Origin of the sequence: Gallaecimonas aegicerasi, assembly GCF_045291545.1 — a bacterium.
GTDB lineage: Bacteria > Pseudomonadota > Gammaproteobacteria > Enterobacterales > Gallaecimonadaceae > Gallaecimonas.
In genome coordinates this window covers 2760100-2772673 of the sequence record NZ_CP149514.1, presented here as the reverse complement: position 1 = coordinate 2772673, position 12574 = coordinate 2760100, and the positions used below count along the sequence as shown (strand labels likewise).

The 12574-nt window shown below is 57.8% G+C and carries 8 protein-coding genes; 4 read left to right on the top strand and 4 right to left on the bottom strand.

From position 1 onward, the window contains the following. Nucleotides 1–44 precede the first annotated feature (44 nt). Nucleotides 45–4325 (bottom strand): EAL domain-containing protein, encoded by a 4281-nt coding sequence (locus WDB70_RS13605; protein ID WP_406665246.1) that lies wholly within the window; start codon nucleotides 4323–4325, stop codon nucleotides 45–47. Nucleotides 4326–4370: 45 nt separating this feature from the next. Here WDB70_RS13605 and WDB70_RS13600 point away from each other — a divergent pair, with 45 nt between their 5' ends. Beyond that, complete coding sequence (locus tag WDB70_RS13600; RefSeq protein WP_406665244.1) at nucleotides 4371–5897, top strand: YifB family Mg chelatase-like AAA ATPase; 1527 nt, start codon at nucleotides 4371–4373, stop codon at nucleotides 5895–5897. On the opposite strand, the gene pncB is transcribed toward WDB70_RS13600, so the two are convergent. The 3 genes from pncB to speE form a co-directional block, all read right to left on the bottom strand. Next, nucleotides 5894–7120 (bottom strand): nicotinate phosphoribosyltransferase, encoded by a 1227-nt coding sequence (pncB, locus tag WDB70_RS13595; protein WP_406665242.1) that lies wholly within the window; start codon nucleotides 7118–7120, stop codon nucleotides 5894–5896. The two genes, WDB70_RS13600 and pncB, sit on opposite strands and share 4 nt — an antisense overlap. 2 nt (nucleotides 7121–7122) lie before the next feature. Then, a complete protein-coding gene (locus WDB70_RS13590) occupies nucleotides 7123–7761 on the bottom strand; it encodes a nicotinamidase (RefSeq protein ID WP_406665240.1) in 639 nt (212 codons plus the stop codon). A gap of 72 nt (nucleotides 7762–7833) precedes the next feature. Continuing rightward, the gene (speE, locus tag WDB70_RS13585; protein WP_406665238.1) at nucleotides 7834–8694 is read right to left on the bottom strand and encodes a polyamine aminopropyltransferase; all 861 of its coding nucleotides are present in this window, start codon (nucleotides 8692–8694) and stop codon (nucleotides 7834–7836) included. A gap of 134 nt (nucleotides 8695–8828) precedes the next feature. Here speE and speA point away from each other — a divergent pair, with 134 nt between their 5' ends. From speA to WDB70_RS13570, 3 genes are read left to right on the top strand one after another with little or no spacing between them, the layout of a single operon-like run. Then, nucleotides 8829–10733 carry a biosynthetic arginine decarboxylase gene (gene speA, locus WDB70_RS13580; protein ID WP_406668109.1) on the top strand — a complete coding sequence of 635 codons (1905 nt, stop codon included), beginning with the start codon at nucleotides 8829–8831 and terminating at the stop codon, nucleotides 10731–10733. After that, entirely contained in the window at nucleotides 10733–11623 is an 891-nt protein-coding gene (locus WDB70_RS13575) for an acyltransferase (RefSeq protein ID WP_406665236.1), read from the top strand. The genes speA and WDB70_RS13575 overlap by 1 nt, the downstream gene beginning before the upstream one ends. An 11-nt stretch (nucleotides 11624–11634) precedes the next feature. Then, nucleotides 11635–12564: an acyltransferase gene (locus tag WDB70_RS13570; RefSeq protein WP_406665234.1), complete on the top strand. Its 930-nt coding sequence runs from the start codon at nucleotides 11635–11637 to the stop codon at nucleotides 12562–12564. Nucleotides 12565–12574 lie beyond the last annotated feature (10 nt).

The window sequence follows — 12574 nt, the reverse complement described above, 5'->3', positions numbered from 1 at the left end:
TTACCCGTTTTTTATTGCAATGGCATTGAATACAAAATCAACTATCACGGCCGCCAGTGCAGTAACTCTTCGCCAGACATCGGCCGTGCAAAGTAGTAACCCTGCCCCTCATCACAGCCCAGGCCAAGCAGGCTCTGACGTTGCTCGTCGGTTTCAATACCTTCGGCAACGATGCGCATACCCAGCGCATGGGCCAGCCCCACCACTGATCGGATCACTGCTACCGAATCTTTATCAGTCGGAATTTTTGCCACAAAGCTGCGATCGATTTTAATGATGTCAAAACGCAGCTCGGTCAGGTACGACAGCGACGAGTAACCGGTGCCGAAGTCGTCCAGCGCCAGTTTAATGCCTAACTGTCGCAGTCGCAGGATCTGCCGGGCGGCATCGTCGCGGGCACTGAGTAATGCTGACTCGGTTAGCTCCAGCTCCAGGCGGGGCTGGCTCATATCGGCCTCGCTGAGCAAACGGCTGACGCGGCCAGGCAAATCCAGTTGCTGGAACTGCCGGGCAGACAGGTTGACGGCCATCTGCAAATCAATGCCCTGGCTTTGCAGGCGCTGCTGCTGGGCAATGGCTTCAGTCAATACCCAGTCACCCAAGGCGTGGATAAGCCCGGTTTCCTCGGCCAGGGGAATGAAATCGGCCGGTGACACCGGCCCCAGGGTCGGGTGCGTCCAGCGTGCCAGCGCTTCAACCCCCTGCATCTGGCCACTGGCCAGATCAATACGGGGCTGATACACCAGATGCAATTCGCCCTGAGCCAGGGCCTGACGTAGGCCACTTTCCAGCGTCAGGCGCCGCTGTACGGCGGCATTCATTGCCTCGGTATAGTACTGGAAGGTGGCTCGGCCACGGCTCTTGGCGTGGTACATGGCGGTATCGGCATAGCGCAGCAAGGTGTTCTGATCATCGCTGTCTTGTGGGTAAAGGGCGATGCCAATACTGGCACCGATAGACACCTGGTGCCCGGCCAGGGTCATGGCCGGCTCCATCGACTGCATAATTTTTTCGGCAACCAGTGTCACATTCAGGGTGTCACGCAGATCTTCGAGCACTACAGTGAACTCGTCGCCGCCGAGTCTGGCGACGGTATCGTAACTGCGGGTAGCCTTGGTCAATCGCTGCGCCACTTCCTTGAGCAGCTTGTCACCCAAGTGGTGACCCAGAGAGTCATTGATGTTCTTGAAGTGATCCAGATCCAAAAACAGCAAGGCCACCATATGGCCACCACGTTTGGCTCGAGCAATGGCATGACCCAGCCGGTCATGAAACAGCGCCCGGTTGGGCAGGCCGGTGAGCGGGTCAAAGTTGGCCAGGTAGCGCAGCTCTTCTTCGGCGGCTTTACGCTCGGTAATGTCGTTAAATAACACCACGAGGTTGGCGCCTTGCTGCGCGTCATGGGCCCAGTGCAGCTCTACTTCCAATAATCGTTCACGGTCACTGCCGTCACGAATTGCCAGCTCGCCGGCCCAGGTGCCTTCGGCCGCGATGGCCTGGCGTAATTGGCTAAAGCGGTAACGGCGCTGGTCGCGAGGCAGGAAATCCCAGAGCCGGCACTGGTGTAAGCGCAGACGACTGGTGGCCAGCTGTTTTTCTACAGCTGGATTAGCACTGATAATGTCAAAGTGGCTGTCGGTGACCAGTACGCCCTCAGACATGGCCTGAGTAACCAGCTCAGACAACTGCAGTTGCCGTTCTCTGTTCATATCGGCGCTGATGTCGATATGGGTGCCGGTCATTCGCAGTATTTGTTGGTTCTCGCCACGCTGCACAACGCTGCCACGGTCTTGTATCCATACCCAATGGCCCTGGGCATGGCGCAGCCGGTAGCGGCACTGGTAAATCTTGTCTTTGCCTTTGATATGGCGTCGTACGGCCCGGGTGATACGATTTTTGTCATCCGGGTGTACCAAGGCTGCTAGGCCTGCCGGGGTTTCATTGATTTGCCCGGGCTGGTAGCCAAGGAAATCCAGGCCGGTACGTAAGACCCGGTGATGTTCCCAGTCCCAATCCCAGACACCATAACCGGAGGCCACCAGTGCCAGCCGCAGCCGCTGTTCATTTTCGGCTAGCTGCTGCTGCATGGCCCGGCGCCGGGCCAGGATCTGCCAGCGTAACCACCATACTCCGGCTATCAGCAACAGTAATAACGCCAGCTCGATCAAGACATAGCGGGGATGCAGGTACCAAGGCGGCATGACCTGTAACTGGTAACGCAACACGCTACTATCCTGGCCCAGGCGCCATACCTGCAGCAGGTGAGCGCCTGGGCTGAGGTGGGTCAGGGTGATTTGCCGCTGTTCCCCCAAAGCCTGACGGGTGCCATTGATTTGATACTCATAACGCTGGTTCTGATGGCGCAGGTCGAGGTCGGCAAAACGCAGGCTGAGCCGGCCCAGAGGCGACGGCAGTTGCAATGGTTGCCCTGCAACCAGTGTCAGAGCCTTGCCATTAAGTAGGGCGTCGACCCACTGCAGGCCGTAGTGGCTGGCACCAGGCAACTCAAAGTCCGGGCCCACTTCCGCCAAGCCGCTAACACCACCGAAATAGAGGGTGCCGTCCTGATCGTGCCATTGGGCATTGCCGTTATATTCCAGGTTGAAATCGCTGGAGGACATGGCCCGAAAGCGTTTGCTCTGGGTATCAAAAGTAACCAGGCCACGGTTGGTCGAGAGCCACAGTAAGTGGTGGTTACCGCGGGCAATGGCGTAAATAGTGTCATCTTCAAGTCCGGCCTGCTGTTCCCAGCGTTGGAATTGCCCTTGGGCATTGAGATGTAAGAAGCCACTTTGGGTGCCAATCCACCAGCCATTATGACCATCATCAAGCAGGCTTCTGACCCGGTGCCGGAATCGGCCGGCCGGCCAGCAGGAAAACCGCGGCAGCAGTTGGCACAGCGTATCCTCATAACCGGCCAGCAGTTGTTGGCCGCGTAGCGCCAGCACAAAGCTGGCTACCGCTGGCCCCTGGCGCTCAAACTGGTGTTGTGCAGAAAGCAGATAAACGCCGGCCCGGGTGGCGGCCCATAGTTGCTGATTAACAAAGCGAATATCCCATACTGTCTGATCGCTCAGACCACCGGCAAATTGCTGCCATTGCCCCTGCGGGTCGCGGCGAATCACGCCGTGGTCGGTTGCCATCCACAAGGCGTTGTCAGGGCCGCGGGTAATGGCGTTGACCATAAGCGAAAAGTGCGCTTTGTTCATACCCAACAAGCTGGCCAGGGGCTTTTGAAAATGCCGGTAATGGCCATTTTTGGTGAGCAGGCTGGGGCCATGTTCGGCGGTACCCAGCCATAACTGGTCACCGTCTTTGAAAATGGCGCGAATGTTGTTGTAGCGCTTGCCGGCCGGGTCGACAAAGTAGCGAATGGCATGATGGCGGCTGGGCAGCTTTAACACACCACTGGCGGTGGTGCCCAGCCAGAGCTGCTGGTCAGCGTCCACCAGCAGGCAGCGTGGGGCACTGATCAAATCTTGCAGGGGGCCTTGGGCCAGGTCCATAAGCTGCTTGTTGTCTGGCGTCAGCAGATAGAGGCTGCCTTTTAGGGTGATCAGATAAAAGCGTCCCTGGTGATCACTTTTCAGACCAACGGGCCTATGGTGTGGCGTTGCCGGCCAGTGCATGGTGCTAATCAGGTTGTCATTCGCCAAGCGCCAGAGCGTGCCATTACCCGCCAGCCACAAACTGCCATCTGGGCCGGCGCTCATCACCAGTGCCTGGGGTTGTTGCAGTATCTTGTCGGCGCCATTTTGATCAAAGCGCCACAGTTGACCGCTGTTATCCAGCACCCAAATGGCGTGTTGCTGGCGGACCACACTGCGTATTGGCACAGGCAACAGCAGTTGCCAGCGCGAATTGGCAAAACGCCACAGGCCGGCCTTGTTGGCGACCACCAGGTCATTATCAAGCGTGCTAATGGTGTTGATAGGGCTCGGTTGCCAGGGCACCTGGACGGCCTGAAAGCGGCCGTGCTGGCGGTAAACCAAAGAGCCATCGGCTCCGCCTATCCAGAGGCGGCCTTGCGAGTCTTCACCCAGGGCGGTGATGTGTTCGGCGCTGAGGCTGTGCGGATCGGCGGAGCTGGCGTGGAAGATCTGCAGGCGCTGGCCGTCGTAACGGTTCAGCCCGTCCTGGGTGGCTATCCATAAAAAGCCTTCACGGTCTCGCAACAAGGCCGTTACCGTGTTCTGGCTCAATCCCTTGGCCACATTCAGTACCTTCGGTGGCAGGTAGGGCGGATGCTGTAATGGCGCAGCCTGTAACTGGCCATGCGGCTGGGTGAGCAATAACAGGCCCAGCAGCCAATAGACAATTCGCATAGGTCTATTATCAGTTTGTAGCCAGTTTGATAGCAAGGAGATGCGATGGCTTTAGCAACGCTTTTTTGTCGCGCGCAACTGGGCATGGATGCGCCACTGGTCACAATCGAGGTTGATATTGGCAATGGTTTGCCTGCTTTTGCGCTGGTTGGGCTGCCGGAAGCCAGTGTTCGCGAAGCGCGGGAACGGGTGCGTTCGGCCATTCTCAATGCCGGTTTTGAATTCCCTGCTAAACGGATCACCGTCAATCTGGCGCCCGCAGAATTGCCCAAAGACGGTGGCCGCTTTGATTTAGCTCTGGCTGTGGGGATCCTGTGCGCCTCTGGGCAACTTCCCGATAGCGCCCTCGGCAATTACGAGTTTTATGGTGAGCTGGCGCTGTCCGGGCAATTACGGCCCTGTGCCGGGTTATTACCGGCACTACTGGCCTGCAAGCAGGCGGGGCGTCAGGCTTTTTTTGCTACCGATAACAGCCCTGAGGCGCAATTACTGACCGATTTACAGGGCTACGGAGCGGCGACGTTATTAGCCGTTTGTGCTCATTTGGCCGGGCAGCAGCCGCTGGCGGCGATCGTAACCGGCCAGCGCTCGGACGCTCGTGCTCAGCAGGCTGCGTTGCCGTCCCTTAACGACGTGGTGGGGCAGTCGCAGGCCAAGCGAGCCTTGCTGGTGGCGGCTGCCGGTGGCCACCACTTGTTGTTTATTGGGCCGCCGGGTACCGGTAAAAGTATGCTGGCGCGGCGCTTGCCCGGGCTGTTACCGGTGCTGGATGAGCAATCAGCACAAGAAAGCGCAGCAGTGCATTCTTTGGCCGGTAAGCCCCGTGACAGTGCCAGCTGGCGGCAGCCACCGTGGCGTTCGCCACACCATACGGCGTCGGCGGTAGCACTGGTGGGCGGCGGCTCCGTACCTCGGCCAGGGGAAATTTCTTTGGCGCACTGCGGTGTGTTGTTTCTTGACGAACTGGCCGAGTATGACCGGCGAGTTCTGGATTGTTTGCGTGAGCCACTGGAAAGCGGTGAAGTCAGCATCAGCCGCGCGGCCAATCAGGCCCGTTTCCCAGCCCGTTTTCAGTTGTTGGCAGCAGCTAACCCCTGCCCCTGCGGCCATTTTGGTAATCCGCGACGAGCTTGTCGGTGCACTCCGGAACAGATCCGTCGTTATCTGGGCAAGTTATCCGGGCCCTTTTTGGACCGTATTGACCTGCAGGTAGAAGTGGCGATGCTGCCGCCAGGCAGCCTCAGCCAGCAACAGCCAGAGGGCCCGGATCTACTGGAACTACAAGCCAAAGTTCAACGCTGCCAGCAGCGCCAGCGAGCGCGCCAGGGGTGCCTCAATGCCCAGCTGGAAGGAGACGCTTTTCGCCAGGCCTGCCGGTTACCAGCGGATCTTGCCAACTGGTACGACAGTACCTTGCAGCAGCTTGGGCTGTCAGCGCGGGTGCATCAGAAATTGCTGAAAGTGGCCCGTACCCTGGCTGACTGGCAAAACGCTGAGTACATCAGCCAGGCGCACCTGGCTGAAGCCATGCAGTATCGGGCCATGGATCGCTTGCTGGCGGGCCTGCACTAGCGAGCGAAGCGGGTCAGCACCTGCTGCTGGACACTGCCTTCCACCTGAAAAACCTGCATCAGGTAGCGCAGAAAGTTTTCATCGTCGCACATGATTTTGCCGGGGCTGTCGGTGATCTTGGCAACCGGCTGGCCATTGAGGCGGGTGAGTTTCATGACGATGTTAACCGGTTCATTGACGCCAAAATCACCCATCAGCCAGGTGCCAATACCGAAGGCGGTGTTGATGCGGCCGCGAAAGTGGCGGTAAATGGCCACCGCCCGATCAAAGTTCAGACCATCCGAAAACACCAGGCGTTTGCGGGTCGGGTCCACATCCAGGGCTTCCAGGCGGCGGATGATTTTTTCACCCCACTCGATAGGGTCGCCACTGTCATGGCGAAAGCCGTCATAAAGTTTGGCCAGATAGCGGTCCAGATCGCGGCAAAAAGCGTCCACTCCGATAACATCGGTCAGCGCTACGCCCAGGTCGCCGCGGTATTCTTTAACCCAGTTCTCCAGCGCCATCTTCTGGCTGTCAACCAGCCGGTAATTGAGCGCTTGGTGGCTTTGCAGCCATTCGTGCGCCATGGTGCCCTGGCAGCGCAGGTTCAGCTCCCGCGCCAGATGTGGGTTGGAGGTGCCGGCAAAGTTGTCTGGCAACGCCCGCTTGAGCTGTTCCAGTACCATTTTCTGGGCGTCGTAACTGAAGCGGCGGCGAGTACCGAAGTCGGTGAACAGAAAATCGCTTAAATCCACTTGATCGCCCAGCTGTTCGAGCTGGCGGATTTTTTGCTGCGTGCTTTTATGGATCTGCTCAGCATTCAGGTTCGGGTAGCGCTGGCGGTTGCGTACTTCCGATACTGCGGCCAGCACCGGGATCTCTAGTGGCGAGACATGCAGCAGCGGGCCGTTGGCTTCAATAACCAGCTGCCCCTTGTCGGCACTGACATGCAGAAACTGCGGATTAAAGTGAAACAGCCGCAAAAATTCCAGGTAGTCCGGTTTGAGAAAAGGATAGTGGCGGCGCAAGTGGGCTATTTGATCTTCGGTGGCGTAAAGCTTGGCCAACTCGTCAAACTCTTTGCGCAAGGGCGCCACAAAGGCACTGAGATCTTCGTCACTGCGGCAGCGGAAGGTCCAGCGAGACTGGGTATTTGGCTGCTGGTGCAGGTACGCCTGCTGCATGGTGAGTTTATAAAAATCGGTATCCAGCAGGCTTCGTACGGCGGTTTGGCCAAACATATTCAGGCGGTGTCCTTTTGCAGCAGTGCTGCCAGGTGAGCGGTGTCGTCAACGAGGATAATGCCGGCGTCAGCCATGTCGGCTTTCGCTGTTTCAGCACCGTCGGCGCTGATCGCCCGGCAGGCGGCGAGGTTGAGGTAAACCTGAAAGCCGGCGGCGGCCAGCTGTAAGGCGGTGGTTTTGACGCAAAAGTCCAGGGCCAGGCCACCGACCAGTACCTGGTCAACGTCGTTACATTTAAGCCATTCGATGACGCCGGTGGAAATGCGGCCACTGATATCGTGATAGCAGGCACCGTAAGGGTGCATGTGGCCTTCTACCCCTTTGTAGATCAAAAAATCATACTGCTCTGGTGCCGGTAACCCTGGGATCAGTTCAAAGCCGGGGGTGCCGGGTTCGGCATGGCGTACCCAGGTCAGGTCGGCTTCGGGGTAATCCAGCGGCTGTTGCATTTGCTCATGGTGGCTTACCACCCACTTGGCGTTGGCGCTGTGGGCATCTTTGGAGGCAATGCGCAAATCGGCCAGGGTGGCTTGGGCGTTCAGCTCGGCGACAATATCGGCGCCGCCGGGCACCGGCAGCTCATCGGGACACAAGGGGGTAAAGGTGCGCTGGGCATCGACATCAAAGGCGGCAATCATGACGGGCTCCTCAGGGGCGATGACTCACTATAACAAATGACCCGGCGCACGGCTGCGCGCCGGGGTGAACGGTCAGTCCTGTAGCGCTTTTTTCATGAAATTGGGCAGTGCCATGGCGCCTTGGTGAATACCGCTGTTGTAGTACTGGGTGTCAAACGCCTGGGCGTCGGCAGCGGCACGGCGAAACTCACCGAAGGCCTCACCTTTACGGGCCAGGGTGCAGCTCCACCAGCCGGACGGGTACAGCGGCTGCGGGAACGGCAGGGTCTGGAAGGCGTCAAAACCGGCCTTTTTCATCTCGGCGCGCATCTGCTGAATAAGTGGCAGGTGCATCAGCGGGCTTTCTGATTGTTGCACCAATATTCCACCGGGGCGCAGGGCGCGCAGGCACTGCTCATAAAAAGCCTGGTTAAACAGCCCTTCGGCAGGGCCGATGGGGTCGGTGGAATCGACAATAATGATGTCCACGGAGTCGGTGTCGCGGTCTTTGATCCACTGAATACCGTCAATGAACTTCAATTCGGCGCGGGGGTCGTTGTTGGACTCGCACAGTTCCGGGAAGTAAATCTCCGACAGCCGGGTGACATTCTCGTCGATGTCGATTTGCACCGCCTGCTCCACGCCGGGGTGTTTGAGCACTTCACGCAGGGTGCCGCAGTCACCGCCACCGATGATCACCACCACTTTCGGGTCGGCGTGGGTATACAGCGCCGGGTGGCTCATCATTTCGTGGTAGAGGAAGTTGTCGCGGCTTGACACCATGGTGCAGCCGTCGATCACCATCAGCTTGCCCCAGTCGGTGGTGTCATACATCTCGGTGGTTTGCCAGGCCGAGCTGCGGCTTTCCAGGTGGCCGGTAATCCGCAGTGAAAAAGCACTGCCGTCACGGTCACTGATCTCAGTAAACCACTGCTTGGCATCCAGATTTGACATGTTTTCGATCTCCGTCGACAGGGGCGAAAAAGAGCGCGCATTGTGCCTTTGTGGCCTGCTTGGCACAATGGCTTTTGCGCACATTTTAGCTGCATCAGTGACAGCGTATCATTACAATACCGCCCCTTGCTGTGATGCGGCCAGAGGAGCTGCTTACCATGTCTGATTGGACTCTCGACAACGCCCGCGCGCTCTACGGTGTAACGCACTGGAGCGATGGCTATTTTGATATTGACGATAACGGCGAACTGATGGCCTTCCCTGATGGCGACCGTCGTCGGTCCGGCGTGCGGTTGTCAGCCCTGGTGGCCGATCTCAAAGCGCAGGGGTTGTCGCTGCCGGTACTGGTGCGCTTCAACGATATTCTTACCGATCGGGTGCGGCGCCTGACCGGCGCCTTCAGCCGGGCGGTCGAGCAGCTGGATTATCGCGGCCATTACCATGCGGTTTACCCCATCAAGGTGAATCAGCAGAAATCGGTGGTTGAAACCCTGCTTTCTGCCAGTGCGCATGTAGGCCTGGAAGCGGGTTCCAAGCCGGAACTGATGGCGGTGCTGGGGGTAGCAACGCGCCCCATTACACTGGTGTGTAATGGCTACAAGGATGCCGAGTTTTTGCGCTTGGCGCTGATTGGCCGGCGTCTTGGCCACCGGGTTTATGTGGTGGTCGAAAAACTGTCGGAGCTCAAGCGGTTGCTGGCCGAAAGTGCAGATCTTGGCATTGACCCGCTGATCGGTGTGCGGGTGCGGCTGAACTCGGTCGGCAAAGGTAACTGGCAGAACACCGGCGGTGAAAAGGGCAAGTTTGGCCTGGCCGCCCATCAGGTGCTGGAAGCCGTCGAGATCCTGCGCGCCGCTGGCAAGCTGGATTGCCTGAAGCTGGTGCATTTTCATATCGGTTCGCAGGTTGCCAATATCCGCGATATTCAGGGCGCTTTGAAAGAATGTGCCCGTTATTACGCGGAACTGCGCGATCTGAACGTACCGCTGGATGTGGTGGACGTGGGCGGAGGCCTGGGAGTGGACTACGAAGGCTCCCGCTCCCGTGGCAGTTGTTCGATGAATTACAGCGTCGATGAATACGCAGCCAAGGTGGTGCACGCCCTGAAGGAGATTTGTGCCAGCCGGCAGTTACCGGAACCGGACATCATTACCGAGTCCGGCCGCGCCATGACCGCGCACCATGCTGTGCTTATTACCAATGTTATTGATGTTGAGCGGGCACCGGGTCAGGGTCACTTTGCTGAGCCGCCGGAAGATGCGCCTGCGGTGTTGCGCGAGTTGTACAGCACCCTGGCGGCTATTGCCACGGAACCGCCGCTGGAAAGCTACCATGATGCGGTCTACCTGCTGTCGGAAGCGCACAGCATGTATACCCACGGCTTGCTGAAAATCGGCCAGTGGGCACAGGCCGAACAGTTGTATTTTGCCATTTGCCGGGCGGTACAGGGCCAGCTTAACCCCCGCAGCCGGGCGCACCGGCCGGTGCTTGATGAACTCAATGAAAAGCTGGCAGACAAGCTGTTCTGTAACTTCTCGCTGTTTCAGAGCACACCGGATGTCTGGGGTATTGACCAGCTGTTCCCGATCATGCCGGTCAGTCAGCTCAATAAACAGCCCAGTGCCCGGGCCATTATTCAGGACATCACCTGCGATTCTGACGGCCAGATCCGCCAGTACGTAGATGGTGAAGGCATTGAGTCGAGCCTGCCGCTGACCGGTTATCAGCCCGGTGATGACTATTGCATTGGTTTGTTTATGGTTGGCGCCTATCAGGAAATTCTCGGTGATATGCATAACCTTTTTGGTGATACCGATTCGGTGCATGTGCAGCTGACCGAGCAAGGTTATCGTTTTGATGCCGCCCAAAAAGGTGACACGGTAGCGGACGTGCTGCGCTACGTGAACTTTGAGCCGCAGAGCCTGGTGGCTGGCTATGGTCGGCAGTTAGCGGCCGCGAATTTGACTGCTGCCGAACGCCAGCAATACGCCGGCGAACTGGAAGCAGGTATCCACGGTTACACCTATCTGGAGGACTGATGCTGGCGTTTCTTCCGGGCTTTTTGAAAGGCCCCCTGGCCATGCTGGGTTATGTATTGAACACCCTGTTCTGGTTTCCGGTAATAGTGCTTTTAGGCGTATTGAAGCTGCTCCTGCCGTTACCGATGGTGCGTCAGGGCTGTAACTGGCTGCTCGACGGTGCTGCGACGCTGTGGATCGGCGTTAACAACGTCAATCAGCGGCTGTTTTCCCGAACTCGCTGGGTGGTCGAGGGCATTGATGGCCTGAAGAAAAAGGACTGGTATCTGGTGGTGGCCAATCACCAGTCCTGGGTCGATATTCTGGTGCTGCAACGGCTTTTTAATGGCCGTATTCCGTTCATCAAATTCTTTTTGAAAAAAGAACTGCTGTACGTGCCTTTTCTTGGCCTGTGTTGGTGGGCGCTGGACTTTCCCTTCATGCGCCGCCACAGCCGCGCGCAAATTGCCCAGGATCCGTCGCTGGCCCATAAAGATATTGCTACCACCCGCAAGGCGTGTGAAAAATTTCGCCATATGCCGGTAACGGTAATGAACTTCGTTGAAGGCACCCGCTTTACCCCAGCCAAGCATGATCAGCAGCAGTCGCCGTTTGTGCACCTGCTCAAACCGAAAGCGGGTGGCATCGGCTTTGTGCTCACCGCCATGGGCGACAAATTGCACAAATTACTGGATGTCACCATCTGTTATGGCAAGGATATCCCCACCTTCTGGAGCTATATCAGCGGCCAGGTAAAAGAGATCAAGGTTAAGGTGCGCGTGTTACCAATTGACGACAAACTGCTCGGTGATTATGTTGGAGACCCTAAATACAAGGCCCGCTTCCAGCAATGGGTCAATGAACTCTGGGCACAAAAAGACGCCGAGCTGGCGCAAATGAAAGCCCGATAAACAAGGATCCCATGCTGCGTTTTTTGCCTGATTTCATTCTTGCGCCGCTGATGGCGGTGCTGCTGTGTCTCAATGTTGCCTTGTGGGGCGGCTTTGTGATGGTGATGTCCATTCCCAAGCTGCTGCTCCCGATCCCGGCCTGGCGCCGGTTGATGACATCCATCATGGAAGCCGGAGTGCGGGTCTGGAGCGTTTGCAATATCTTGCTGCTGCGCCTAGGTAACCGCTTTGAGCTGGATATTCGCGGGCTGGACAATACCAATCCGAAAGGCTGGTATCTGATCATGGCCAACCACCTGTCCTGGGTCGACATTCTGGTGTTGTTCGGGGTCGCGGGCGGGCGTCTGCCGCTGCCGCGCTTTTTCCTCAAGTACGAATTGATTTACATCCCCTTCCTGGGGCTGGGCTGCTGGGCCATGGATATGCCATTTATGCGCCGCTACTCCACGGCCTATCTGAAAAAACACCCGGAGCGTAAAGGCAAGGACATTGAGGCCACCGCCAAGGCGTGTGACAAGCTCAAATATCACCCGTCAACGATGATCAACTTTGTTGAAGGGACTCGCTTTACCGCCGAAAAGCGCGCGCGGCGCAACTCCCCTTACCAGTATTTGCTGCCGCCAAAAGCGGCTGGCATTGCCTACACCTTGTCGGCCATGGGTGAGCAGTTTGACAAGGTGCTGGATGTCACCTTGGCTTATCCCGGTTCGGAAGGGCACATCGGCCGTGATGCCATTACCGGCAAGCTGCGGCGGATCGTGGTTGATGTTGAAGCGCTGCCGGTGACTGCCGAAGTGCGCGGCGACTATTTCAATGACGTGGATTTCAAGCGGCGCTTTCAGGGGTGGCTTAATGACCGCTGGGCCATCAAGGACCGCAAGCTGGCCAGCCTGACCGAGTCCGTGAGCGCAGACAGCAAGGTGCCTGCTGAACAGAACTGAGCGCACAACA

Bases quoted from the DNA above. Each gene is read 5' to 3' on its own strand.
- speA (WP_406668109.1), top strand. From the start codon at position 8,829: ATGCGGCCAGAGGAGCTGCTTACCATGTCTGATTGGACTCTCGACAAC.
- WDB70_RS13605 (WP_406665246.1), bottom strand. From the start codon at position 4,325: ATGCGAATTGTCTATTGGCTGCTGGGCCTGTTATTGCTCACCCAGCCG.
- WDB70_RS13575 (WP_406665236.1), top strand. From the start codon at position 10,733: ATGCTGGCGTTTCTTCCGGGCTTTTTGAAAGGCCCCCTGGCCATGCTG.
- pncB (WP_406665242.1), bottom strand. From the start codon at position 7,120: ATGTTTGGCCAAACCGCCGTACGAAGCCTGCTGGATACCGATTTTTAT.
- WDB70_RS13600 (WP_406665244.1), top strand. From the start codon at position 4,371: ATGGCTTTAGCAACGCTTTTTTGTCGCGCGCAACTGGGCATGGATGCG.
- WDB70_RS13570 (WP_406665234.1), top strand. From the start codon at position 11,635: ATGCTGCGTTTTTTGCCTGATTTCATTCTTGCGCCGCTGATGGCGGTG.
- speE (WP_406665238.1), bottom strand. From the start codon at position 8,694: ATGTCAAATCTGGATGCCAAGCAGTGGTTTACTGAGATCAGTGACCGT.
- WDB70_RS13590 (WP_406665240.1), bottom strand. From the start codon at position 7,761: ATGATTGCCGCCTTTGATGTCGATGCCCAGCGCACCTTTACCCCCTTG.